Source organism: Nocardia sp. NPDC005745, from assembly GCF_040630775.1.
Taxonomy (GTDB): Bacteria; Actinomycetota; Actinomycetes; order Mycobacteriales; family Mycobacteriaceae; genus Nocardia.
In genome coordinates, this window is record NZ_JBEXYF010000024.1 from 1 (window position 1) to 24,462 (window position 24,462).

Annotated in this window: 19 protein-coding genes; 13 read left to right on the forward strand and 6 right to left on the reverse strand. The window is 67.8% G+C overall.

Translation table 11 applies throughout. The annotated features are described in order from the left end of the window. Nucleotides 1-346: 346 nt before the first annotated feature. Nucleotides 347-508 (reverse strand): hypothetical protein, encoded by a 162-nt coding sequence (locus ABZ420_RS23965; protein ID WP_357126649.1) that lies wholly within the window; start codon nucleotides 506-508, stop codon nucleotides 347-349. A gap of 85 nt (nucleotides 509-593) precedes the next feature. Between ABZ420_RS23965 and ABZ420_RS23970 the strand changes: the two genes are divergently transcribed. From ABZ420_RS23970 to ABZ420_RS23990, 5 genes are all read left to right on the forward strand, one after another. After that, nucleotides 594-1,562: a helix-turn-helix domain-containing protein gene (locus tag ABZ420_RS23970; protein WP_357126652.1), complete on the forward strand. Its 969-nt coding sequence runs from the start codon at nucleotides 594-596 to the stop codon at nucleotides 1,560-1,562. Between the two features lie 75 nt (nucleotides 1,563-1,637). After that, on the forward strand, nucleotides 1,638-2,195 hold the full coding sequence (locus tag ABZ420_RS23975) for a bifunctional adenosylcobinamide kinase/adenosylcobinamide-phosphate guanylyltransferase (RefSeq protein ID WP_357126655.1): 558 nt from the start codon (nucleotides 1,638-1,640) through the stop codon (nucleotides 2,193-2,195). A gap of 328 nt (nucleotides 2,196-2,523) precedes the next feature. Continuing rightward, on the forward strand, nucleotides 2,524-3,603 hold the full coding sequence (gene cobT, locus ABZ420_RS23980; RefSeq protein WP_357126658.1) for a nicotinate-nucleotide--dimethylbenzimidazole phosphoribosyltransferase: 1,080 nt from the start codon (nucleotides 2,524-2,526) through the stop codon (nucleotides 3,601-3,603). A gap of 199 nt (nucleotides 3,604-3,802) precedes the next feature. After that, on the forward strand, nucleotides 3,803-4,558 hold the full coding sequence (locus tag ABZ420_RS23985; protein ID WP_357126661.1) for an adenosylcobinamide-GDP ribazoletransferase: 756 nt from the start codon (nucleotides 3,803-3,805) through the stop codon (nucleotides 4,556-4,558). 96 nt (nucleotides 4,559-4,654) lie between these two features. Further along, on the forward strand, nucleotides 4,655-5,368 hold the full coding sequence (locus ABZ420_RS23990) for an MBL fold metallo-hydrolase (RefSeq protein WP_040865867.1): 714 nt from the start codon (nucleotides 4,655-4,657) through the stop codon (nucleotides 5,366-5,368). A 1-nt stretch (nucleotide 5,369) separates the two neighbouring features. On the opposite strand, the gene ABZ420_RS23995 is transcribed toward ABZ420_RS23990, so the two are convergent. The 3 genes from ABZ420_RS23995 to ABZ420_RS24005 all read right to left on the reverse strand — a co-directional run bounded on the left by ABZ420_RS23995 (nucleotide 5,370) and on the right by ABZ420_RS24005 (nucleotide 8,316). After that, nucleotides 5,370-6,467 carry a branched-chain amino acid aminotransferase gene (locus tag ABZ420_RS23995; RefSeq protein ID WP_357126664.1) on the reverse strand — a complete coding sequence of 366 codons (1,098 nt, stop codon included), beginning with the start codon at nucleotides 6,465-6,467 and terminating at the stop codon, nucleotides 5,370-5,372. 102 nt (nucleotides 6,468-6,569) lie between these two features. Next, complete coding sequence (gcvT, locus tag ABZ420_RS24000; protein ID WP_357126667.1) at nucleotides 6,570-7,670, reverse strand: glycine cleavage system aminomethyltransferase GcvT; 1,101 nt, start codon at nucleotides 7,668-7,670, stop codon at nucleotides 6,570-6,572. A 43-nt stretch (nucleotides 7,671-7,713) separates the two neighbouring features. Beyond that, nucleotides 7,714-8,316, reverse strand: coding sequence for a GNAT family N-acetyltransferase (locus tag ABZ420_RS24005; RefSeq protein ID WP_357126670.1), 603 nt, complete (start codon nucleotides 8,314-8,316; stop codon nucleotides 7,714-7,716). Between the two features lie 109 nt (nucleotides 8,317-8,425). Between ABZ420_RS24005 and ABZ420_RS24010 the strand changes: the two genes are divergently transcribed. Beyond that, nucleotides 8,426-9,232, forward strand: coding sequence for a TetR/AcrR family transcriptional regulator (locus tag ABZ420_RS24010; protein ID WP_357126673.1), 807 nt, complete (start codon nucleotides 8,426-8,428; stop codon nucleotides 9,230-9,232). Between the two features lie 9 nt (nucleotides 9,233-9,241). After that, the gene (locus ABZ420_RS24015; RefSeq protein WP_357126676.1) at nucleotides 9,242-10,753 is read left to right on the forward strand and encodes a leucyl aminopeptidase; all 1,512 of its coding nucleotides are present in this window, start codon (nucleotides 9,242-9,244) and stop codon (nucleotides 10,751-10,753) included. Between the two features lie 221 nt (nucleotides 10,754-10,974). Here the strand turns inward: ABZ420_RS24015 and ABZ420_RS24020 are convergent, their stop codons facing one another. Next, nucleotides 10,975-11,337, reverse strand: coding sequence for a hypothetical protein (locus ABZ420_RS24020; RefSeq protein ID WP_040865862.1), 363 nt, complete (start codon nucleotides 11,335-11,337; stop codon nucleotides 10,975-10,977). Between the two features lie 259 nt (nucleotides 11,338-11,596). Between ABZ420_RS24020 and sucB the strand changes: the two genes are divergently transcribed. The 6 genes from sucB to lipA all read left to right on the forward strand — a co-directional run bounded on the left by sucB (nucleotide 11,597) and on the right by lipA (nucleotide 17,608). Then, a complete protein-coding gene (gene sucB, locus ABZ420_RS24025; RefSeq protein WP_357126679.1) occupies nucleotides 11,597-13,372 on the forward strand; it encodes a 2-oxoglutarate dehydrogenase, E2 component, dihydrolipoamide succinyltransferase in 1,776 nt (591 codons plus the stop codon). Between the two features lie 19 nt (nucleotides 13,373-13,391). Then, the gene (locus ABZ420_RS24030; RefSeq protein ID WP_357126682.1) at nucleotides 13,392-14,300 is read left to right on the forward strand and encodes a TIGR01777 family oxidoreductase; all 909 of its coding nucleotides are present in this window, start codon (nucleotides 13,392-13,394) and stop codon (nucleotides 14,298-14,300) included. Then, the gene (locus ABZ420_RS24035) at nucleotides 14,297-14,833 is read left to right on the forward strand and encodes an N-acetyltransferase family protein (protein ID WP_357126685.1); all 537 of its coding nucleotides are present in this window, start codon (nucleotides 14,297-14,299) and stop codon (nucleotides 14,831-14,833) included. The genes ABZ420_RS24030 and ABZ420_RS24035 overlap by 4 nt, the downstream gene beginning before the upstream one ends. A gap of 10 nt (nucleotides 14,834-14,843) precedes the next feature. After that, a complete protein-coding gene (locus tag ABZ420_RS24040) occupies nucleotides 14,844-15,242 on the forward strand; it encodes a GNAT family N-acetyltransferase (RefSeq protein WP_357126688.1) in 399 nt (132 codons plus the stop codon). 490 nt (nucleotides 15,243-15,732) lie between these two features. Next, nucleotides 15,733-16,485 carry a lipoyl(octanoyl) transferase LipB gene (gene lipB, locus ABZ420_RS24045; RefSeq protein ID WP_357126691.1) on the forward strand — a complete coding sequence of 251 codons (753 nt, stop codon included), beginning with the start codon at nucleotides 15,733-15,735 and terminating at the stop codon, nucleotides 16,483-16,485. Nucleotides 16,486-16,561: 76 nt separating this feature from the next. After that, nucleotides 16,562-17,608 carry a lipoyl synthase gene (gene lipA / locus ABZ420_RS24050; RefSeq protein WP_357126845.1) on the forward strand — a complete coding sequence of 349 codons (1,047 nt, stop codon included), beginning with the start codon at nucleotides 16,562-16,564 and terminating at the stop codon, nucleotides 17,606-17,608. A gap of 57 nt (nucleotides 17,609-17,665) precedes the next feature. Here lipA and ABZ420_RS24055 read toward each other — a convergent pair whose 3' ends face one another. After that, on the reverse strand, nucleotides 17,666-24,424 hold the full coding sequence (locus tag ABZ420_RS24055; RefSeq protein WP_357126694.1) for a DUF3320 domain-containing protein: 6,759 nt from the start codon (nucleotides 24,422-24,424) through the stop codon (nucleotides 17,666-17,668). Between the last annotated feature and the right edge of the window lie 38 nt (nucleotides 24,425-24,462).

A 24,462-nucleotide genomic window follows, 5' to 3' on the forward strand; every position in this document is an offset into this window, starting at 1 on the left:
CCGCTGGCGACTTCGTCGCGGACGCGGCGGCCACTCGGACGCGAGCCGGGCCGCGAACGGAACATGCTCGGTCTCGCTTCGCTCGAAACCGGGAGTCGAGGTGCGCTGGGCGCGTCGGTGTCGAAGCTCACTCTCGCGTCATACGGTCGATAGACGGGGCTGCCGACTCGAGCTGACAGCCGCTTGCATCCCTGTCACCTGCGCGGCAGCGGCTCCGACGCGCGCCGGGTCATGCTCGATCTTGCTTCGCCCGAACAGCTGTGGTTGAGCCCGTGCGGTTCACAGTCGCCCCTCGCCCGACTTGCCTGGACCGCTGCGCGATGCCGGAGGGAAGCACGACATTGCGTCAGCGGTGATGGGTGTTGCGGCCGAGCATCGCCGTCAGTTCGGAGTGCAGTCGCTGCGCGTCGCGGTCGATCACGTTCGAGGAACCCGCGCGAGCCGTTCCGCGGGCGACGAGTGTGGCGAAAGCCACGATGACTGCCAGGGAGACGAGGAAAGTAACCATGGCAGTAATTTTTCGTTCAGTTATTTACGGCCGAAAGTGGCGGTGCTGACATTGTTCGTAAAAATACGGCCACTAGACTGACGGCATGCTGTCGAAGGTCGCCGTGGTGCTGTCCGAGCGCATGGCCATGTTCGAATTCGGGGTCATCTGCGAGGTTTTCGGCCTGGACCGCACGGCCGACGGGCTGCCGGGCTTCGATTTCCGGGTGTGCGGGGCCGAGCCGGGCGTCCCGCTGCACTCGACGAGCCCCGGGATCACGGTCACACCGGAATACGGGCTCGCGGAGCTGGCGGTGGCCGATCTGGTGGCCATCCCCGCCGCCGCGACCGACCAGGGATTCGATCCACGGGTCGTCACGGCCGTCCGCGAGGCGGCGGCAGCCGGGGCGACCGTGCTCACCGTGTGTTCCGGCGCCTTCCTGGCCGGCGCGGCCGGGCTGCTCGACGGCCGCAAGTGCACCACGCACTGGCGTCATGTGGAGCAACTCGCCGCCGCGTACCCGGCGGCGACCGTCGATCCGGACGTGCTGTTCGTCGACGAAGGCGATCTGATCACCAGCGCGGGCACCGCCGCGGGCATCGACGCCTGCCTGCACCTGGTGCGGCGCGAACTCGGCAGCGGCGTGGCCAACGCGATCGCGCGGCGCATGGTGGTCCCGCCGCAGCGCGACGGCGGGCAGCGGCAGTTCATCGAACGCCCCGTCGCCGCCTGCACCTCCGACAGCCTCATCCCCACTCTGGAGTGGATGAACGAGCACCTCGACCTGCCACACACGGTGGAAGACCTCGCCACGCGCGCCAACATGTCCACCCGCACCTTCGCGCGCCGATTCGTCGCCGAGACCGGAACCACGCCGGTGAAATGGCTCACCAACCAGCGCGTGCTACTGGCCAAGCATCTGCTCGAGGACACCGACCTCGGGCTGGAGCACATCGCCGCCCGCTCCGGCTTCGGCTCCGGCGCTCTCCTGCGCCACCACTTCCAACGCCTCGTCGGCATCGCCCCCACCGAATACCGCCGCCGCTTCGGCCGCAGCCCGGAAGCCTCGCTCTGAACTGCCTCGGCGGCCCCTGAGCACGGATCCGCAGACATACGTGGCGGTCCCCTCTTCGATTGATACCGTGCAACCGTGTCACAAACCCCCTCGTCGGCAGCGCCACGCAGCACCCTTGTTCTCGGTGGCGCGCGGTCAGGGAAGTCGGCGTTCGCCGAGGACATCGCGGTCCGGGCGGGCGGTCCGGTGCGTTATCTCGCCACCGCGGTGCCCGACCCCGCCGACCACGACTTCGCCGAACGCATCGCCACGCACCGCGGCCGACGCCCCGCAGGCTGGTCGACCGTCGAAAGCGCCGATCCGGCAATAATTCTCGCTCAACCCGCACCGCCACCCGCCCTCACCCTGATCGACGACATCGGCACCTGGCTGACCGCCCGCATCGACGCACGCGACGCGTGGGACGCCCCGCGCGGCACGGTCTGCCCCGACACCGACGCACTGGTGGCAGCGGTCGCCGCCTACACCGGCGATCTGGTGATCGTCAGCCCGGAGGTCGGCATGGGCGTCATCCCCGCCACGCGCTCCGGCCGCCTCTTCCGCGACGAGATCGGCATCCTCAATCAGCGCCTCGCCCAGGTCTGCGACGAAGCCTTCCTCGTCGTCGCGGGGCTCCCGCTGCGCCTCAAATAGCGCCGCGCGCTGCCCTGCCGCCCCCGCGCGGGTGCGCGAGGCCCGCTCTACGGAATGCGACCCGCTGCGCAGGTGGGCCGTAGACCCCTACTGCCGCCTGTGCGACGAGTGGTGCAGCTGACAGGTTGCTCGCAGGCGGCGCGTACGCGGCCGCTCATCCGGAGGACGGTATATGCCGTGAACCGGGGATGCGCTCGGAGGCGCAACGAGTGGGTGAGCGCGGGCGGGCCACTGCCGCGAGACAGGTCACGGGCGGACGGCGCGAAGGGGGCAATGGCAAGATTGGGCGGCGTAGTCGGCGTAACCGCCATGACCGAAAGGCTCGATAGTGACGCACGGATTCGGACCGGTAGCGCCTCCGGACACACAGTTTCGTGCGGCTGCCGAGCAGCGGCAGGCGCAGCTGACCAAACCCGCCGGGGCGCTGGGCCGATTGGAGCAACTCGGCAACTGGGTGGCGGCGTGCCAGGGCACATGCCCGCCGAAGCAGTTCGAGCGCGCCAGAGTCGTGGTCTTCGCCGGGGATCACGGCATCGCACGGCACGGCGTGTCGGCGTACCCGAGCGAGGTCACCGCGCAGATGGTCGCGAACTTCCTCGGTGGCGGCGCCGCGGTGAACGCGCTCGCGGCCGTTGCGGGCGCGACGGTCCGGGTCGCGGACATCTCCGTGGACGCCGACACCGACCCGCAGGTGTCCAAGCACAAGGTGCGTCGTTCCAGCGGCGCGATCGATCGCGAGGACGCACTCACCGCGGAAGAGGTCCGCGCGGCGCTCGAGGCGGGCCGCGCCATCGCCGACGAGGAGATCGATGCGGGCGCCGATCTGTTGATCGCGGGCGACATGGGCATCGGCAACACCACCCCGGCCACCGTGCTCGTCGCGAGTCTCACCAACACCGAGCCGGTCGCCGCCGTCGGCCGCGGCACCGGCGTGGACGACGCCGGATGGATCCGCAAGGTCGCCGCGATCCGGGACGCGATGCGCCGCGCCCGTCCGGTGGTGAAGGATCCGGTCGAACTCCTTCGCGTAGCGGGGGGCGCCGACTTCGCCGCGATGGCCGCTTTCCTCGCCCAAGCCGCCACCCGGCGCACGCCCGTGGTCCTCGACGGCGTCGTCGTCACGGCGGCGGCGATGGTCGCCGAGGATCTCGCCGCGGGCGCGAGCGCCTGGTGGCTGGCCGGTCACCGCTCCACCGAACCGGCCCACGATCTCGCGCTGCGTCATCTGCGCCTGGACCCTCTGCTCGATCTGACCATGCGCCTCGGCGAAGGCTCAGGAGCCCTGACCGCCCTACCGATCCTCCGCTCGGCGGTGGCCACCCTCGCGGAGATGTCCACTTTCGGCGAAGCGGGCGTCAGCACCGCCGACCTGGAACCGGCGAGCCCCGCGCCGAACCTGCGCAAGTGACGCCCTCCCGCGCGACAGGCCGACGGCGGATCGCCCGCGTTCCCGAGCAGGCGCGGGCGGATCTCCATCATCACGGCCATCCACCTGCGGGTTGTAATCATCAGCCGTCAACGGTGCGCAGGTGCAACTCGACGCCGCAGCCGGTCATCTCCCACATCGTCGACCCGCGCGAAGCACCGGTCGCCGCCCGAGGTCCGGCATGAACGGTGTCCGGTTGGCGATTTCCTGGCTCACCGTGCTGCCGGTCCGTGGACCGGATGCCGTGGATCGACCGGCGGCGGGGCGCGCGATCGCGTTGGCGCCACTGGTCGGGGGGCTGCTCGGCGCCGGGGCGGCGGGTCTGCTCGGGGCACTGTCCCGAGCCGGAGCGAGCACCGCGCTTGCCGGGCTACTGGTGGTGGGCGCGCTGGCGTTGATCACCAGAGGCATGCACCTCGACGGGCTGGCCGACACCTTGGACGGGCTCGGCAGCTACGGGCCGCCGGAGCGGGCCAGGGAGATCATGAAGAGCGGCGGGGCCGGCCCGTTCGGTGTGGCGGGACTCGTCTTCACCGTCGGGGTCCAAGCGTTCTCGTTCGCGGCCCTCGCCGATTCGGGCAGATGGCTCGCGGTCGCCCTCGCCGTGGCGACCGGCCGTGTCGCGGTAATCCTCGCCTGCCGAGGCATCCCCGCCGCGCCCGGCACCGGATTCGGCATTCTGGTGGCCGACACGCAGTCGGCCCTCGCCGTGGCCGCCTGGTCCGCGATCGCTATCGGCCTCGCTGCGCTCGCCGTCCCGGGCTGTGCGTGGCTCGGCCCCCTCGCGGTGGTGCTCGGTCTGGCCGCCTCGGCGGTTCTGGTCCGGCACTGCGCCCGTCGCTTCGGCGGACTCTCCGGTGACGTCCTCGGCGCCGCGGTCGAGACCACCGTCGCGCTCACGGCGGCCGTGCTGTCGCTCGCCGTCCACACCGGCTGACCCACCCGCGGCGGCAGGCCCGCGAGAGTCTGGGTCACTGGAATTTTTCCGGCCGTGCCGCGCGGATCGTCTGGGTCGGGCAATAAGGTGGGCGGTATGTCTTCTGAGCGCCTGTATTTTCGCCAGCTGTTGTCGGGACGCGACTACGCCGTGGGCGATCCGATCGCGACGCAGATGCGCAACTTCGCGTATTTGATCGGCGATCGGGAAACGGGCGAGTGCGTGGTGATCGATCCGGCCTACGCGGCGGGTGATCTGGTGGATATCGCCGAGGGAGACGGCCTGCGCCTGAGTGGCGTGCTCGCCACCCATCATCACCCTGATCACGTGGGCGGCACGATGCTCGGCTTCACCCTGCGCGGAGTGCGTGAGCTCCTCGAAAAGACAAGCGTCCCAGTGCATGTCAACGCCAAAGAGCTGCCGTGGGTGGCCAACGTCACCGGGATCGCCGAGAGCGAGCTGACCGGCCACGAGCACGGTGACAAGGTCGGCGTCGGTGCCTTCGAGATCGAGTTACTACACACACCCGGCCACACACCGGGCAGCCAATGCTTCCTGTTCGACAATCGCCTGATCGCCGGCGACACCTTGTTCGTCGACGGCTGCGGCCGCACCGATTTCCCGGGCGGCGATTCGGACGAAATGTTCCGCAGCCTGCGCTACCTGGCCGGCCTCGCCGGCGACCCGGTCGTCTACCCGGGACACTGGTATTCGCAGGAACCCAACGCCGCACTGTCCACTGTCCGGGACAAGAATTACGTCATGCGTCCGCAGACGCTGGAGCAGTGGCACATGCTGATGCCGGGCTGAGTCACATCGGCCGCATCCACCCGTGCTTGTCGGCGAAGGTGCCGCGCTGGATGCCGGTGAGGGTGTCGCGCAGGGCCATGGTGACCACGCCAGGCTCTCCGCCGCCGATGGTGAATTCGCCGTCACCGGAACGGACCCAGCCGACCGGGGTGATCACCGCGGCGGTGCCGCACGCGAAAACCTCGGTGATCTCACCGGATTCGGCGCCCTTGCGCCATTCCTCGACCGAGATCTTGCGCTCCTCGACCGGGAAGCCGGAATCGGCGGCGAGGGTGAGCAGCGAGTCACGGGTGATGCCCGGCAACAAGGAGCCGGACAGTTCCGGCGTGACCAGCCGCGCCTCGGAGCCGGAACCGAAGACGAAGAACAGGTTGTTGGTGCCCATCTCCTCGACATAGCGGCGCTCACACGCGTCCAGCCACACCACCTGGTCGCATCCCTTGGCCGACGCCTCGGCCTGCGCGAGCAGCGACGCCGCGTAGTTGCCCGCGACCTTCGCCTCGCCGGTGCCGCCCGGCGCGGCACGCACGTATTCGGTGGACAGCCAGACCCGCACCGGCTTCACGCCACGGGGGAAGTACGCCCCCGCCGGGGAGCCGAGCAGCAGGTACTTGTACGCCGCGGCGGGCTTCACCCCGAGCCCGGCCTCGGTGGCGAACATGAACGGCCGCAGGTACAGCGAGTCCTCGCCGCCCGCCGCGGGCACCCAGTCCCGGTCCACCTCCAGCAGTTGCCGGACCGACTCGATGAACAGCTCGTCCGGCAGCTCGGCCATCGCCATCCGGCGAGCCGACCGGCGGAAACGCGCGGCGTTGGCATCGATGCGGAAACACGAGACGCTGCCGTCGCTCTGCCGGTAGGCCTTGAGTCCCTCGAAGATGGCCTGGCCGTAGTGGAACACCATGGTCGCGGGATCCAGCGCCAGCGGTCCGTACGGCTCCACCCGCGCGTTCGTCCACGTGCCGCCCGCGTAATCGATCGAGACCATGTGATCGGTGAAGTGGCGCCCGAACCCCGGCTGCGCCAGTACCTCTTGTCGCCGCTGCGCTGCGAGTGGCGCGGGATGCGGAACACGGGTGAACTGTGCGGCAGCGGTCATGCCGACGATCCTATCCGGCCCGATCCGCGCCATTTCGCCATGGTCCGCGCCCTCCCGCGCCGCGCCGATCTCAGCCGATGCCCGCGTCCGGGCGCAGGGCGGTCACTTGGTGTTGGTCCGGACGAACGGCGGCCGGACGGTCTCGCAGCGCAGGCGGCGGCCGCGCACGTCGACCTCGACCTCGGTGCCTGGTTCGACGTCGGCCGAGGTGTCCAGCAGGGCCAGCGCGATGCCGGCCTTGAGGGTCGGCGAGAAGGTGCCGGACGTGGTTTCGCCGACCGGTTCGCCGTCGCGCAGAACGGTTTGCCCTTGCCGGAGCACACCGCGGTCGAGCGCCCGCAGGCCGAGCAGGATTCGGCGCGGACCGTCCGACTTCTCCTGTTCCAGAGCGGCCTTCCCCCAGAACTCCGGTTTCGTCCAGCCGACCGCCCAGCCGCAGCGCGCCTGCACCGGCGAGATGTCCGGCGAGAGTTCGTGCCCGTGCAAGGGGTAGCCCATCTCGGTGCGCAGGGTGTCGCGGGCGCCGAGCCCGGCCACCTGGCCCTCGGCCGCGCGCACCCGCTCGGTCAAGGCGCGGAACAGCGGCTCGGCGTCGTCCCAGCGTGGCAGCAACTCGTAGCCGTGCTCGCCGGTGTAGCCGGTGCGGCAGACGCGGACGGGGCGGCCGTCCCAGTCGGCGTCGGCGTAGGCCATGTACTCGAGGTCGGTGGGCAGACCGAGCGCGCTCAGCACCTCGGTGGAACGCGGCCCCTGCACGGCGAACACGGCGAAGTCGCGGTGCTCGTCGGTGACCGTGACGCCTTCGGGCGCCACCTTGCGCAGTTCGGCGACCACCGCCGCGGTGTTGGCGGCGTTCGGCACCAGGAAGATCTCGTCGTCGCCGACGTAGTAGGCGATCAGGTCGTCGATCACTCCCCCGTCCGGGGCGCAGCACAGCGTGTACTGCGCCTTACCCGCCCGGATCCGGCCGAGATCGTTGGTCAGCGCCGAGTTCACGAACGCCGCGGCGCCCGGACCGCGCACCGTCGCCTTGCCGAGATGACTGACGTCGAACAGCCCCACCGTCGTGCGAACCGCCTGGTGCTCGGTCACCGTGCCCGCGTACGACACCGGCATCTCCCAGCCCCCGAACGGCGCGAAGGTGGCGCCCAGCTCGACGTGCACGGCGTGGATGGGTCCTTGCAGGAAGCTCGTCTCGGTCACCGGCCGAGCTTATCCGGGACCGATGCCCAGGTCCTCGCACCGCTCACGCCCCGAGACCGAACCACATCGGGATCAGGGTCGGGCCGTTCTCCGGCAGCGTGTGCGTCGTTCCGGTGGGGGCGAACCCGCACCGGCCGTAGAGCCGAGCGGATCGTTCGGTGCTCGCTTCGAGAAACACCGGGACGACCGATTCGTTCAGCCGGTCGGCGAGGATCGCCGCACCGGCTCCTTTGCCGCGATGCTCGGGCCTGGTCACGATCACTTGCAGGTACCGATGCGGGAACTCGCGGGGATGTTCGCGGGCGAGCAGGTCGGTGACGATCGAGGCGCGTCGCAGCGCCCGCACACCGGGCGCCTGTTCGACCATGGCCCGCGCCTCGGCGGCTTCCGCGGCGAATCGCTCGATCGAGGTGACCTGCTGCCAGATCGAGATAGACCAGATCTCCCCGCCCGCGCCCGCGACCCAGATCTCGTCGTCCCGCAAGGCGCGATCGACCAACCCCGGCACGAACGCGGTGCGGAACCCGGTGTCGGGTTGATCTTCGAGGATCCACGCCGTCACCACCTCGTCCGCGCTGGCCGCGACGAACGCCTCGATCAGCGGGTCACGGTCGCGCCCGGTCGCTCGGCGAGCAGTGATCTCCATTGCGCTCCCTTGTCATGTGAACACTGTGTTTGTTTGCAAATCTATGCAGGTCAGCGAGTCTTCACTACTATTTCGTCACACCTGTTCGTGTGTCGAAACGGAACCTCGCATGACGTGCGCGATCTGCCGGAACGAACTCGCCCAGCCCTCCCGGGGCCGACGGCGCAAGTACTGCTCGCGCTCCTGCCAGGCCCGCGCCTACCGTGCCCGCCGCACGGCGATTCCGGTGCGGCACACGGGCCGCCCGACCAGGCTCACCGCGGTCGGCATCGCCCGGGCAGCGGTGGAACTGGCCGACCGGGACGGGATCCACGGGCTCACCATGCGTCGCCTGGCCAGTGCGCTCGGTGTCGCGACCGCCACCCTCTACCGCCACTTCCCCGACCGGGAAGCGCTCCTGGCGAGCATGGCGGAACTGGTCCTCGACGAGATTCCGCCACCGGGCACCTTGTGCACCGGCTGGCGGCCCCGGCTTCGGCACGAAGCGCACGAGGAGTGGCGCCTCTACCGCAGGCATCCGTGGATGCTGCCGCTGCTGGCGCGTACCCGCCCTCCACTCGGCCCCGCGCTGCTGGACGTGCTGGAGCGGAATTTCGCCGCGCTCGATCGGCCCGGCGTGTCCCGGCAGACGGGATTCGCGATCTATCTCGCACTTTCGGGCCTGGTCCAGGGGCTGGCGTTGCTGTGGAGTTCCGAGCGCGCCGACGGCTTCGGCGCTCCACGCGACGCCGCCGAGGCGACCGCGCTGCGCCATGAATTCGCCGAGTTGCTCGACCCACGGACCCGTCCCGTCCTGCACCGCTTCCTGACGGACCTGGACTCCGGCTTCGAGATGGACTTCGACGACCTGCTGCACGCCGCGGTGGAACTCCTGCTCGACGGCGTCGCGGTGCGATATCCGGAACGGACCGAATAGCCTGTGCCCATGACCGCTGTTGCAGATCGCTCGCTCGGACCGGAACTGGCACGCACCGAGACCATCGGCGCGGACACCGATGTGCTCGTCATCGGGTTGACCTCCTCGGAGGACGGCCCCGCCATCGTGCCCGAGGACCTGTTCGGCGACGTGCTCACCGCCGACGTGCGCGCGGAACTGCTCGATCAGCTGGGCGCGGTCGGCGCGAAGGGCAAGGCCGAGGAACTGACCCGGATACCGGCGCCGCCCGGACTGGACGGGGTGACCAGCGTGCTCGCCGTCGGCCTCGGCTCAGCCGACAAGCTCGACGCCGAGCAGATCCGCCGCTCGGCCGGTGTGGCCGCCCGCTCGCTGTCCGGCACCGAACTGGTGGCGACCACGCTTTCGGGACTGGACATCGGTGCCGCCGCGGAAGGCTTCTACCTGGGCGCCTACTCGTTCACGCCGTTCCGTTCGGACAAGTCCGCGCCCAAGCCGGACGAGCACCCCGTGGCCCGCGTCGAGTTGCTGGTGCCCGAGCCCGGATTCGGCGAAGAGGCCCTGTTCCGCGCGCAACTCACCGCCGAGGCCGTCGCCACGGCACGGGATTTCGTGAACACCCCGCCCAGCCACCTGTTCCCGGCCGAGTTCGCCGCGCGGGCGGAGGAACTCGCCGAGGCAGCGGGCCTCACCGTGGAGGTGCTCGACGAGAAGGCGCTGGAAGCCGGTGGTTACGGCGGCGTCCTCGGGGTGGGCAAGGGTTCCTCGCGCCCGCCGCGCCTGATCCGGATCACCTACGCGGGCGGCCCGAAGAAGGTGGCGCTGGTCGGTAAGGGCATCACGTTCGACACCGGCGGCATCTCCATCAAGCCCGCGCAGAACATGGAGAACATGACCTCCGACATGGCCGGCGCCGCCGCCGTGATCGCCGCGACGCTGCTGGCCGCGCGATTGAGCCTGCCGATCACGGTAACGGCCACGGTGCCGATGGCGGAGAACATGCCATCGGCCACAGCGCAGCGCCCCGGCGACGTGCTCACCCAGTACGGCGGCACCACCGTCGAAGTGCTCAACACCGACGCCGAGGGCCGGTTGATCCTGGCCGACGCGATCGTGCGCGCGAGCGAGGACGAGCCGGAGTACCTGATCGACGTGGCCACCCTGACCGGCGCGCAGATGGTCGCGCTCGGCACCCGCACGCCCGGCGTGATGGGCACCGACGAGTTCCGCGACCGGGTGGCCCGCATCTCCCGCGAGGTCGGGGAGAACGGCTGGGCGATGCCGCTTCCCGCCGAATTGCGCGGTGACCTGAACTCCAAGATCGCCGACCTGGCCAATGTCGCGCCGCACCGCTGGGGCGGCATGCTCTCGGCCGGACTGTTCCTCAAGGAGTTCGTCCCGGAGGACGTGCAGTGGGCCCACCTCGACGTGGCCGGTCCGGCCTACAACACCGGCGGCCCGTTCGGCTACATCGGCAAGGGCGGCACCGGCGTGCCGGTGCGCACCCTGATCGCCGTGTTGCAGGACATCGCCGCGGAGTGAGTGCCGAGCGCGTCGTCCGGCGACTCCCGGACGACGCGCTCGCTTCCACCCAGGACCGGGAACGTCACGCGTCCGCCGGGCCGGACGCGCACGACGAAATTCCAGTGTGCGTCCCGACCCGGTCTCGGCCCACCCCTACGCGCGGTGCGAGAGCCGGATCGCCGTCGTCGCGGCACCGCGCAAGCCCGTCCGAAACCGGACGGATCAGACAATCCGACGGCTCACAGGTCGTACAGATCCCGCTCCAGCTCGCGTTGCCGCTCCACCCGCTTGCGGGCGTCGTAGTCGCGCATCCGCTGCGGATATCCGGTCTTGCGGACGTCGTAGACGGGGATGTGCAAATCCTTGGCAAGCCGCTGTGCCCCGCGCTCGCCGACGATCCGCCGCGTCCATTCACCATCCGCGGCAATAAGGACAACTGTGACATCTGTCACCGTGGTCTTCGGTTCGATGTAGCCCTCGACGCCCACGTGCGTGCGCACCCAGTCGGCCAGGTAGCGAGCATCCCGCCCGTCCACCGAACGCCCACGTAGAGTGCCGCCACCCCGGGTCGCGCCGCCGCGGAAACGATCCAGCAAACCCAACGACGCCGACCTCCTTTCCTGCACCGGAGAATGTTCACCGCCGGTCTTCCCATACTGCCAGCTCCGCGCAGTACGCCGCCCTGTGCTACATGGCTTGCGCGCGAGTGCAAGGATGGACCGCGGTACAAGAACCACACGGATCTCCGGCGCCACCACAATGATCGGTGGCTTACGGACTCCCGGCGCGACCCGCGGCGGGCGTCCGCAGCGAGATCAACTGTTGTAGAACCCCGTCGAGCAGTCAGAGGAGTCAACGGACATGGCCTTCTCCGTCCAGATGCCCGCTCTTGGTGAGAGCGTCACCGAGGGAACGGTGACCAGGTGGCTGAAGCAGGAAGGAGACACGGTCGAGGTCGACGAGCCGTTGCTCGAAGTCTCCACCGACAAGGTCGACACCGAAATCCCGTCCCCCGCGGCGGGTGTGCTGTCGAAGATCGTCGCGAACGAAGACGACGTGGTCGAGGTCGGCGGCGAACTCGGCGTCATCAGCGAGGCCGGTGAGGCGGAATCGTCCGCTCCCGCGCCCGCTCCGGAAGCCGCCGCGCCCGCGCAGGAGACTGCCGTCCCCGCGGAGGAGGCGCCCGCGGCTGAGCCCGAGGCCGCTCCGGCCGAGGAGTCCGCGCCCGCCGCCCAGGCCGCACCCGCGTCGTCCGGCGACGGCACGCCGGTGAAGATGCCGGAACTCGGCGAGTCGGTCACCGAGGGCACCGTCACCCGCTGGCTGAAGTCGGTCGGCGACGAGGTCGCCGTCGACGAGCCGCTGCTCGAGGTCTCCACCGACAAGGTCGACACCGAGATCCCCTCGCCCGTCGCGGGCACCCTGCTGGAGATCACCGCCCAGGAAGACGACGTCGTCGCGGTCGGTGGACAGCTCGGCGTCATCGGCAGCGGTTCCCCCGCGGCCGCCGCCCCGGCTCCCGCGCCCGCCCCGGCTCCCGAACCCGCGCCTGCTCCCAAGCCCGCACCGGCCCCGAAGCCGGAACCGGCCCCGGCCGCCGCCGCGCCTGCTCCGGCAGCTGCCCCCGCGCCTGCTCCCAAGCCCGCACCGGCTCCCGCACCCGCCGCCGCTCCGGCCGCCGAATCCTCCAACGGCGCAACCCCTTACGTCACTCCGCTGGTCCGCAAGCTGGCCGAGGAGAACAAGGTCGACCTCGCCGCGATCACCGGTTCCGGTGTCGGAGGCCGCATTCGCAAGCAGGACGTGCTCGCCGCCGCCGAGGCCAAGAAGGCCCCTGCTCCGGCGGCCGCTCCTGCCGCGTCCGCTCCGGCCGCGGCGAAGGCGCCCGCGGTGGCGAGCCCGGAACTGGCCCACCTGCGCGGCACCGTGCAGAAGGCCAACCGCATCCGCCAGATCACCGCGACCAAGACCCGCGAGTCGCTGCAGACCACCGCGCAGCTGACCCAGGTGCACGAGGCGGACGTCACCAAGATCGCGACGCTGCGCAAGCAGGCCAAGGCGGCGTTCAAGGACCGCGAGGGCGTCAACCTGACGTTCCTGCCCTTCTTCGCCAAGGCCGTGGTCGAGGCGCTCGGCGTGCACCCGAACGTCAACGCCAGCTACGACGAGTCCAGCAAGGAGATCACCTACCACGCCTCGGTGCACCTGGGCATCGCCGTCGACACCGAGCAGGGCCTGCTGTCCCCGGTGATCCACAACGCCAGCGACCTGTCGCTGGCCGGGCTGGCGCGCGCCATCGCCGACATCGCCAACCGCGCCCGCACCGGTGGACTGAAGCCCGACGAGCTGGCCGGTGGCACCTTCACCATCACCAACATCGGCAGCCAGGGCGCGCTGTTCGACACCCCGATCCTGCTTCCGCCGCAGGCGGGCATGCTGGGTACGGGCGCGATCGTCAAGCGCCCGGTCGTGGTGACCGACGAGACCGGCAACGAGTCCATCGGCGTCCGCTCGATGTGCTACCTGCCGCTCACCTACGACCACCGCCTGATCGACGGCGCCGACGCCGGACGCTTCCTGACCACGATCCGCCACCGGCTCGAGGAAGCGGCGTTCGAGGCCGATCTCGGTCTGTGAGGAAGGTCCCGCGGCACCTATGAAGGTCGTGATCGCCGGCTCGTCCGGGTTGATCGGGACAGCGCTCGTCGCGGCACTGCGCCGCGACGGGCACGAGGTCGCCCGGTTGGTGCGCAGAAAAGTGGCGGGCGCGGACGAATTCGCCTGGAACCCGGCTCGTGCCCACTTGGACGAGCGGGCGCTTCGCGGCGCCGACGCCGTGGTCAACCTCTGTGGTGCGAGCGTCGGGCGGCGCCGCTGGACCGGGAGCTTCAAACAGGAGCTGCGCGACAGCCGCATCACACCGACCGACGTCTTGACCGGTGCTGTGGTCGCCGCGGGCGTGCCCACGCTGCTCAATGCCAGCGGCGTGCATTACTACGGCGGCGACACCGGCGACCGTGTGGTGGACGAGACCTCCCCCGCCGGTTCGGGTTTCCTGGCCGCCCTGTGCCGGGACTGGGAGAAGGCAACCGAACCCGCCGCCACGGCCGGTGTGCGCACGGTGCTATTGCGCAGCGCCGCGGTGTTGTCCCGGACCGGAGGCGTGCTCGGGGTGCTGCATCCGTTGTACGCGCTCGGTTTGGGCGGACGGCTGGGCAACGGCCGCCAGTACACGCCGTGGATTTCGATGGCCGACGAGATCGGCGCGATCGTCTTCGCGCTCACCCACGACACGGTCTCCGGCCCGATCAATCTGGTCGGCCCCGCACCGGTCACCAACGCCGAGTTCAGCCGCGCGCTCGGCCGGGCGCTGCACCGCCCCACTCCCCTCGTCGTCCCGGCATTCGCGCTGAATGCGCTGGTCGGCGAGATGGCGCAGGAGGCGATCCTGCGCGGGCCGAGGGCCATCCCCACCGCCCTCGAGGAAGCGGGTTACCAGTTCCACCATCCCACCATCGGCGCCGCGCTGACCGCCGCGGTGGGACGACCCGGAGATGCTCGATGACCGACCGACTCGACACCAGGTCCGCCACGGCCATCCGCGACGCGACCACCGATGACCTTCCGGCGATCCTCGACATCCACAACGCGAATATCGCCACCTCCACCGCGATCTGGGACACCGAGCGGGTCGGCCTGGACGAGCGCCTCGGCTGGTTCCAGGCCCGCACCGGGGCGGGGCTGCCCGTGCTGGTCGCCGAGATCGACGGCGCACTGGCGGGTTACGCGAGTTACGGCCCGTGGCGTACCAAATCCGGCTACCGCTACACGGTCGAGAACTCCGTGTACGTCGACGACCGCTTCCAGCGTCGCGGCATCGCCACCGCCCTGCTCACCGAGCTGATCGAACGTGCTCGTCGCGCGGGCACGGTGCACGCCATGATCGCCGCCGTCGAATCCCGCAATGCCGGTTCGATCCTCCTGCACGAACGCTTCGGCTTCCGCACCGTCGGCGTCCTGCCGGAGGTGGGCCACAAATTCGGCCGCTGGATGGATTTGACGCTCATGCAACTCACCCTTCCCATCGACGTCGACTAGAGAACGCCGCATGATCGCGGATCTCCGCATCCGTTTCGCTGTCGACGATGAGGTGCTCTCGCGGCTGCACACCGACGCGTTCGGCGGTGACCACGCGCCGAGCCCTTGGAAGGCACGCCTGGAACGGCACAGCAGATCGTGGGTCGGTGCGTTCGTCGGCGATCAGCTCGTCGGGTTCGTGCACGCGGTCTGGGACGGAGGTCGGCATGCGTTCCTCCTCGACACCATGGTCGCGCCCGACTTCCAGTATCAGCGCATCGGAACCAGCCTGGTCGCGGCTCTTATCAGCGACCTTCGCGAACTCGGTATCGAGTGGCTCCACGTCGACTACGAACCACACCTCGACAGCTTCTATCGCGACACCTGCGGATTCCGAACCACCGACGCCGGCCTACTACGACTGAACTGACACCGAACGCCACGACCAACCACGACCGATCCAGCTTGACCAACACCATAGGGACACCCCCGAAGCTGATCTCGCCCAGCCGCTGGTCCGGAGGCACCGCAATGCCGGGCGCGCCGCCAGAATCCGCGCGGTCTCGGAAACGGTTGCTCGTTTGTCTTACTGGACGGGTCATCCGGATGCGATGCGCATTTCAGCACGTGACGCCAGGCAAGCCCGAGAGACACCGCCCGGGGCGAGCACTCGTGGACATCGACTCGAAGCGGCGGCGCCTACAGCAATCCGGCAATCGAGGTCATCGAGGGCCTGCGTTCTTCCGACGGAACCCGCACGCTCGCGCCGTACCGCACATCCGGGAGCCGGACCCGGACGCAGGGCCGGGCCAGCGGCTTGTGTCCGCGCAACCTTTCAGCTCTACTTCTGGCTATCACCCCGGCTGTGGGGGTTCCCACATCGAGGTGCTGGAATCGGCTGCCCCGGTGGGCGTACCGTCATGCCTGTGACAGACACGCGCACCACCCTGTCCGCCCGATTCGATACGACCCCGATCGTGGTCGAGGATCTCGGACTCATCGACTACCACGCCGCCTGGGAGCTGCAGCGCAGCATCGCCGAGCAGCGCGCCGAGGGCAACGGATCCGATCATCTGCTGCTGCTCGAGCACCCGTCGGTGTACACCGCGGGCCGCCGCACCGAGGCCGACGATCTGCCCATCGACGGCAGCCCGGTGGTGCAGGTCGACCGCGGCGGCAAGATCACCTGGCATGGTCCCGGCCAACTGGTCGGCTACCCCATCGTGCGGCTTGCCGAGCCGGTCGACGTCGTCGACTACGTGCGCCGCCTCGAGGAGGCGTTGATCACCGTCTGCACCGGGCTCGGCCTCGTCTGCGGCCGCGTCGAGGGCCGTTCCGGCGTCTGGCTGCCCGCCACCGAGCTGTACGCCGAACGCAAGATCGCCGCGATCGGTGTGCGTGTGCAGCGCGGCGTGGCTCTGCACGGCCTCTCGCTCAACTGCAACGCCGCCATGGACGGTTTCCAGGCCATCGTTCCGTGCGGCATCCGCGACGCGGGCGTCACCACGCTGACCCGCGAACTCGGTCGCGAAGTGACCGTCGCCGAGATCAAGCCGCTGGTGGCCGACGCCCTCATCCGCGCGCTGGACGGCGACCTGCCGGTCGCCGAGCACAATATTCCGCGTGTCACTCCTGGCGACACCACCCCGCGGTCCCCGAGCCCGACGGCGTAAGGTCGATCGAGTGACCTCAGTCGACACCCCGACACCACACAACGCTGCCGCAGCCGAACCTGCTGCGGCACTCCCGGTGCCCTCCGCGGCGGCGCAGGCCACCTCCGGGCCGGACGCTCGTGCCGCGAACGGCCGCAAGCTCTTGCGCATCGAAGCCCGCAACGCGGAAACCCCCATCGAGCGCAAACCGAAGTGGATCCGCACCCGCGCGACCATGGGCCCCGAGTACTCCGAACTCAAAGGCTTGGTGAAGCGCGAAGGCTTGCACACCGTGTGCGAGGAAGCTGGCTGCCCCAACATCTTCGAGTGCTGGGAAGACCGCGAGGCCACCTTCCTGATCGGCGGCGAACAGTGCACCCGCCGCTGCGATTTCTGCCAGATCGACACCGGCAAGCCGGCCGCCCTCGACCGGGACGAGCCCCGCCGCGTCGCCGAAAGCGTCCAGGCCATGGGCCTGCGCTACTCCACCATCACCGGCGTCGCCCGCGACGATCTGGACGACGGCGGCGCCTGGCTCTACGCCGAAACCGTCCGCGCCATCAAGCGTTCGAACCCGCACACGGGCGTGGAACTGCTGATCCCCGACTTCAACGCCGACCCCGACCAGCTCGCCGAGGTCTTCTCGGCCCGCCCGGAAGTGCTGGCGCACAACCTCGAAACGGTCCCCCGCATCTTCAAGCGCATCCGCCCGGCTTTCCGCTACGAGCGCTCCCTCGCGGTGCTGACCGCCGCCCGCGAAGCAGGCCTGGTCACCAAGTCCAACCTCATCCTCGGCATGGGCGAAACGCCCGAGGAAGTCACCCAGGCCATGCACGACCTGCACGAGGCGGGCTGCGACATCCTCACCATCACCCAGTACCTGCGCCCGTCCCCCCGCCACCACCCGGTCGACCGCTGGGTGAAGCCAGAGGAGTTCGTCGAGCACTCCAAGACGGCGGAGGAAATCGGCTTCGCAGGCGTGATGGCCGGTCCGCTGGTCCGCTCCTCCTACCGAGCCGGTCGGCTGTACGCCCAGGCGATGGCCCACCACGGTCGCGAGATCGCCCCGGAAATGGCCCACCTCGCCGAGGAAGGCACCGCCTCCCAGGAAGCCGGCGCCGTGCTGGCCCGCTTCGGCAGCTGATTCCACTGGGAGGTCGAATTCGTGGTGGATTCGACCTCCGAGTGTGCCCTTGTACGATTACACCCCGCCTGCGAGTGTCATACCTAGTGCGGTCTCCTCGACGATCCCTTGCCCGATCAAACTATCGAGATCTGCGGTCAACGTCGCCCGGATGTCCGACCGGACGCGTGTCCAGCCGAAGACACCGGCGACCTCGGACAGTAGTTCTTCCCGCCGAACGCTCAAGCAGTCGGCGATGACATTCCGTATAGCGAGTTGTCGCTCGATTGCCGGAATCTGGCGGACCAAGCGGCCTCCGATGGAGGTCGCTGTGCGCACAAACCGCAGCTCACGGGCTGGTAGGTCGTATGCGGTGCCGAGCCGAACAACTGCCTTCTCCCTATCGAGCCAATGCAGGACTTCCCGGATCCGGACTTGGATGACCGAACCTGATCTACCTACCCCCCAAGCCGTTCGCACGCGAGTGAATAACAGATCTTCCTCGACCGGACCTTCGACTTCGACTACACGCAACACAATATCGGCAACCACCTCGAAGGCCTCCGGATCCTGCAGCGCGACGAGATCCAACCCTCGTCTGTCGGCGGACTTACGGCGAAGCTCGATGAGTTCATCGATTCCAACGTGCTGGTATGGGCGGGTCCAGGCAGTCGGCTCGTGCTCGACCGGTGCAACCCGAACTGCCGTCGACATCGAAGGTTCTTCGACCTCATCCGATCTTGTCCGCGAAGGCTCCGGCCGAACTTTCTTCGGTTCGGGTCGGCCCATGGAATATGGATCCATCGCGCATGCGGCTGCTACTTCTGACCGTAAACGTTCCATTGCATCAGCGCGGTTGCGGTACCAATCGGTACCCCAAATGCGGTGCAGCCGCCAGCCCAGATCACGCAGTACCGACTCGCGCAACCGGTCGCGGTCGCGTGCTGCTCGCGACGAGTGGTACATCGCACCGTCGCATTCGATTCCAAGTGCATAAATGCCCTGCGCTTCAGGGTGCTTGATGGCCATGTCGATCCGGTAGCCGGCCACCCCGACTTGCGGTTGCACATCGTAACCCCAGTCGCGGAGGACATCGATCACTTGCTCCTCGAACGGGCTTTCCGGTCCGGCATCCGCGTCGGCCGCCGCCGTGGCAAGGATGCGCGGACCACTCTCGGCGTAGAGCAAATAGCGCTTCAGGTGCTGCACACTCTTGTTGGTGCTGTCCGGCAGTTCCCCGCCGCGGAACGACGCAACCAGCTCGACTCGCCGCCGCGCCCGTGTCACCGCGACGTTCAGTCGCCGCCAGCCTTCGCCCCGGTTGATGGGGCCGAACTCGGAACGCAACTTCCCCTGCTGGTCGCGGCCGTAGCCGATCGACAAAATTATGACATCGCGCTCATCACCTTGGACGTTTTCCAGGTTCTTCACGAAAAAGCCGTCGAGGCGATCATCGGTGAAGAACTCACCTAGATCCGGCCGGGCCGCTCGGGCCTTTTCGACCGCCGCCTCGATAGCGTCGGCCTGTGATTTCGACAGGGCCACGACGCCAAGTGTCAGACTGGGCCGCGTGGCGTAGTGGTGGATGACGCGTTCCGCTACCAAAGCCGCCTCGCCCGAATTATCGCGGCGGCCACTGCGGTCGTATACGCCGCTCGATTTGAAGAACTCGACGCCGATGTCCGGGCCGTCCTGCGACGCTCCGGGGAAGGTGACCATCGTGTTGCGATAGAACTCGTGGTTGCTGAACGCGATCAGGTTCTCATGTCGGCTGCGGTAGTGCCAGCGCAGGGGCAGGCTGCGCAGAACACCACTTGCCTTGCAGGCGTCCAGGACGGACTGAAATGCGTCGCTGTCGTCCTCGTCCCATTCATCGTCCTCGGTATCTCCGGAAGCGCCGAAGAACGACGTCGGGGGCAACTGTTTCTGATCGCCTGCCACGATCAACGCGTCTGCACGATAGATCGAATTGATCGCGTCCTCGGGACGGACTTGCGATGCTTCGTCGAAAATAACCACGTCGAAACGGAAGTCGGGCGGAAGAAACTGACTAACCGTCAAGGGACTCATCATGAAACATGGCTTGATCCGTTGGACTACGTCGCGTGTCTCCCTCAAGAGCCGGCGGACCGGCATGTGGCGCCGCTGCTTCTCTGCCTCGCTGGTGATTACCGCCGCTGAACCGACATTGGTACGGCGTGGCCGTCTCGCATCGCACGAATTGATCACTGCAGCAGGAGCGCCCCGGATCAACTCGCGGTCGGCGGCGCGGAACTGTTCCACCAGCCGATTGCGGTCCTCGGCGCGAATGGACGCGAGCCGAACGTCGGTCGCCAGCAGATCTTCGACCCAGGCCGTCAGGATCGCACGTTCGACCGTAGCGGCTACATCTGCAGCGGCGATGCCCTGGCGGGCGAGTTGTGACGGCAATGCTCCCAGGCCATGTTCGATGAACTCGGCCAGCGCTGCGCGGTAACGCGACCAGACTTCCGGGCCACGTTGATCAGCCGACAGCCGAGACACGACCGCCCTCGCCGACGACAGACTGCGCGAGAGAGCCGTGCCGATCTCGCCGGACCGCTCGGTTTCGAACAGTCCTGCCAGCTCTTTGCGAAGGCCACGCCACTCGGCCCGAATCTGGTCGAACGAACTGTCCACAGGCGCGGTCAGCATCGTCCGCGCTGCCGCCGAAGACAGTGGTAACGCGCGTGAAGCGTTTATCGTGCGGCGCGATCTCGAGCCGTGCTCCGAGTGGCGAAGCTGGACTCCACCAGCCGCCCGGCGCACACGCTGAGCCCAGTTCACCGCATCGAGCACAGCACTGTGGTCGGTCTCTACTCCGCAGTACATCTCCCCGAGTAGCACCGGCCATCGCTCGTCACCCGCTTCGAACTCGTCCGCGGCAGTATGCGCTTTGGTAACCGCCGCCACCGCGGCCCTGGCTCGCAGGAGGGACATCTCGCCGCCGTTGTCATCGACTCGCGACACGGATCGGATTAAGTCCGCTGCATCATCGGCGGGATCGATGTGCGCACAAAGCCAATGTATCGAGGCCTCGAATGAGGCAGCCTGCAGTGCAGCTGCTCTGTCTGCAATCTCCGGCTGCTTCGTCCACACCTCCCAGGAATCGAGTCCGTCCGCGATGCGTTCGGCTCGGCGCACTAGGCCTGGCCGGCTCGGCCGGGAATCGGATATCGCTTTACACAGCCGTGCACGACGGGTTGGATCCACAAGACTTGCGGAAGCGACTCGGTCGACAATCTTCACCGCTTCCAACGCACAGCCCAAGAGATCGGAATCGACCTGCCGATCTGTGCAATATCGACCGAGCAGCTCGTAGTCCTCAGTGGTAGCTGTCCGCCCCTGCCCGGTAGACATCTCTTCGATGCTGCGGCGCAGCAGGTCATCAACGGGGTCGAGTTTCGTAGAACCGCCGGATATGGGAGCGGCGAGAGCGGACGGATTCGTGTCGAGACCCTTGTACCAAGAGCCGAGCAGCTGCCGATCCTTCCGTTCCCGCCTGAGGAAATCGGCTGTCTTTTGTTGGGCCGAGTGTGCATGTGTGACAGCGGCGCGGGCTGCGGCGAGCGAATAATTCGCAGCTGTTTCGCCGCCTTCACCGCAAGTGGCTGTAACAACGTCCACGAGCGCGGCTGCGCGCTGCAATGGGTCCAGATGTGCCGACAACCAACGTGCTATCTCGCCGGGCCGTCTTTTGGAAAGTTCCGTTGCGTAGGCGGACAGCGGCAAACGGTTTGCGTCCACCCGCCATCTGGCCAAGTCGCGCCCGAGCTCGACACCCCGTTCGGTCAACTCGGGGTCTGACTCGCGTCCGTCCGCAAGATGAGCCAACAGCAGCCGTCGTCGTTGCGGGTCTTCGAGCGTCGTCGTAGCGAGGCGATGTACCTCCTCGGCACAGGAGCACGCGGCTTGCAGTCGCTCGACCTCAGGAAGATCGGTTCCTGCATAACGCCCCAGGAGATCAACGTATCCACGAGCAAGACCGCGCAAGTGCTGATACGCAGTGCACCAGGCACTGGCCAGTGGAAGCAGCTCGTAGAGCTGGCTGTGCCAGGCTCCTGCCACTGTCATCGATGCGATCAGCTTGCGATCGGCACGAATCGTCCGCGACATCAGGCCACCGAGGCCACGTGGCCCCTCGGTCAGGCGAGCAATGGCCTCTGCAATCCCTTGCTTCTCCACGATCTCTGGTCGGAACCATTCCTGAGCCTGCTGCCGGGCGGAGTCCAGTTGCGCGGCGGCAGTGACTATCTCGTCGCAAACTTGCCGAACCAGGGGCAGCACCTGTGGATCGAACCAAGCGTCCAAGGGGCGATCAATCGCTGTGCTCAGCTCTAGCAGTGCAACCAGACCCTCTGCCTGTTCCATCGTCGCGGGTTCCGGACAGCCCAACTGAACCGCGATAGTTGCGGCGCGGCGATCCGCCGACTCCAGGATGTCCGACAGGGAGGTGAACCAGTGATCGAGCTCGCCTATCTGGTGCTTGGTCAGCGGTGTGATCGCCAGTCCAACCGGCGCCAGCTCTCCGAGCGACACTTCGCCGTCCGGAGGATCTGCGCTGAGATCGGCAGGCAACCGGTCCCATGCCGGTCCGGCGTTGGATATAGCGCATCGCTGCGCTTCGCGCACCCTGTCACGTCTGGCGAAGAACTCCCGCAGCAGATCCGCCACGACCCGGACCGCCGCGCCGTCCGCTTCGACCGCACCCGACTGCGTCAGCCACTGTTCCAGCGGCCTATGTGAAACATCGGCCAATGCAATCACTCGGCAGACATCGCGCGCAGCGGCTAGTGTCCGCGGTCTATCGAGACCGAGTTCATCTGCGATCTCGATAGCTGCTCGATAGGTGGACTCCAGCTGATTTGCTGCAGCCTTGAAGTCCCGGCTGATCCGCCTCGCGGCAGACTCAGTCCAATTCCCAGGATCGAGTCCGGGCGGCGACAGCTCGGCCAGCGACTGTTCCGCATCGCTGATCTCCGCAGTAAGCCGTGTCGACATCTCGTACCAATGCTTGCCTGCGGCCTCTTCCGCCGCAGCCTGGGCGCGTCGCACCAACCGCAAGTCGGCAACGAAGGTGTCGACCGCGGCCTCCACCGCATCGGCGAATTCTGCGCTTGTCAGCCACCATTCGGGAACGGGGTGGCGTGAGTCGAGCAGTTCGATCAATTCGGCCAGGCGGTTGAGGTCTGCATCGGTATTGATCACATCCTCATCGGCTAGGTCTCGGTATCGGGTAACAGCTGCCTCGAGCCGTTCGAGCGCGGCATCGGCTTGACGCAACGTTCGCAACGAGGTCGCCGTGTCCGCGTGCAGACTCCGCCATGGGTAGTCGAGATCGGTAACGGCGGCCCATACCTCCGCAACTACACGGGCAGCATCACGAATCGCCGACAGATCCTGTCCGCTGAGCTGTTGCACTCGGAATGCATTGCGATCTCTCGACGAGTCGTCGGACGGAAGCAAATGGTCGGCGACCGGCGCTCCGGCCAATTTGCCGATCCGGCCGATAACGTCGTGCAGCGTCTCTCCGAGCGGCGCGCGCAGCTCGTTCATCGCCTCGGCGTACCCGCTCAGTGCCAGCCGGGTCGCGCGTGCATAGAGCAACTCCTTTGATGACAACGGCAGAGCAACCGGCTTCTGTGTCAGTGCCCTGCCCAGTTCCTGTGCGATCGCCTTTCGGCTCGTGTTGTGACTATGTAGGGCCAAGGCGTACGAATCCAGCCCGACCGATCGCAACCGATTGAGCACGACATCCAGCGCAGCCGCCTTCTCCGACACGAACAACACACTGCGGCCGGCGTGCAGCAATCCTCCGATGATATTGGTGATCGTCTGGCTCTTGCCGGTACCTGGCGGACCATCGAGAACAAAGGAGTGACCGGCCACCGCAGCGGCTACTGCCTGTCGTTGCGAGGCATCCGCGTCCAAGATCATCGGCGACGTCTCAGGCGGGATGATCTCGTCGATCCGCTCGACGTCGATCTCCTCGAAATCGAACCGATCGGAAGCCAGGGTTGCGCGCGGCCCGAGCGCAACGGCCCGCACGAGATCACTACGCAGGATATGGCGCTGGTTCTCGAGCAGGTCCTGATACATGGACTCCTTGTGTGAGGCGAACAGCGCCAGAACCACTCGCTCCGACAGTTTCCAGCCACGCTTATTCACGATCGCCGCAGCGGCCGCCGACTGCACGGTCCGGAAGTCCATCGGGTCTTGGTCGCTCACCGACGTCCAGTCGAGCTGCAACTGCTCCAGCTTCACCCTGAGGGCTGGGTTGTGTCGCGGCTCGTCCTCTTCGTTGATCCTCACTCGAAGAGGTCCAGTCGAGGTGCGCTCGATACGGACCGGCACCAGGACAAGCGGTGCGTCACTGCCGGTTTCCGCGCCCTCCTCACGCCAGTGCAGCATGCCGACACCCAATTGGAGTGTCCACAAACCATAGTCGTTGAATATCTGAGTCGACTTGCTTCGCAGGTTGCGAAGCGCTCGTTCCAGCGCAGGGCCGGTCGTCTTCTGCGTCACGATCTCGTGGACAGAACTGCTAGTAGCACCACGCGGACGCGAGGGATCGCTGTTGTCGGCGCCGGTCTCCGGCTCGAGATCCGGAAGTGGCGCGAAGCCCATACCGCGTTCGAGTCCACGGAGCAGGGCCTCGACCGATGGCGCCGAGATCTCGAGTGTCGCTGTCTTCGTATGCCGGAAGTTGAGCAGCCGATTCCTCCCGCTCAGATCGACCAGCGATTTCCGCCATCCGGCCAGGACTTGCTCGAACAGCTCGAGCTCCCGACCCCCACCCTGAGGTTGTGAAGTTGTCACACCGATCCTTGCTTCTCGGCCCGCCACAACAGATTTGC

Coding starts and splice junctions, on each gene's coding strand:
- ABZ420_RS23965 (WP_357126649.1), bottom strand. CDS start 508: ATGGTTACTTTCCTCGTCTCCCTGGCAGTCATCGTGGCTTTCGCCACA.
- ABZ420_RS23970 (WP_357126652.1), top strand. CDS start 594: ATGCTGTCGAAGGTCGCCGTGGTGCTGTCCGAGCGCATGGCCATGTTC.
- ABZ420_RS23985 (WP_357126661.1), top strand. CDS start 3,803: ATGAACGGTGTCCGGTTGGCGATTTCCTGGCTCACCGTGCTGCCGGTC.
- ABZ420_RS23990 (WP_040865867.1), top strand. CDS start 4,655: ATGTCTTCTGAGCGCCTGTATTTTCGCCAGCTGTTGTCGGGACGCGAC.
- ABZ420_RS23995 (WP_357126664.1), bottom strand. CDS start 6,467: ATGACCGCTGCCGCACAGTTCACCCGTGTTCCGCATCCCGCGCCACTC.
- ABZ420_RS24005 (WP_357126670.1), bottom strand. CDS start 8,316: ATGGAGATCACTGCTCGCCGAGCGACCGGGCGCGACCGTGACCCGCTG.
- ABZ420_RS24010 (WP_357126673.1), top strand. CDS start 8,426: ATGACGTGCGCGATCTGCCGGAACGAACTCGCCCAGCCCTCCCGGGGC.
- ABZ420_RS24015 (WP_357126676.1), top strand. CDS start 9,242: ATGACCGCTGTTGCAGATCGCTCGCTCGGACCGGAACTGGCACGCACC.
- sucB (WP_357126679.1), top strand. CDS start 11,597: ATGGCCTTCTCCGTCCAGATGCCCGCTCTTGGTGAGAGCGTCACCGAG.
- ABZ420_RS24030 (WP_357126682.1), top strand. CDS start 13,392: ATGAAGGTCGTGATCGCCGGCTCGTCCGGGTTGATCGGGACAGCGCTC.
- ABZ420_RS24035 (WP_357126685.1), top strand. CDS start 14,297: ATGACCGACCGACTCGACACCAGGTCCGCCACGGCCATCCGCGACGCG.
- ABZ420_RS24040 (WP_357126688.1), top strand. CDS start 14,844: ATGATCGCGGATCTCCGCATCCGTTTCGCTGTCGACGATGAGGTGCTC.
- lipB (WP_357126691.1), top strand. CDS start 15,733: ATGCCTGTGACAGACACGCGCACCACCCTGTCCGCCCGATTCGATACG.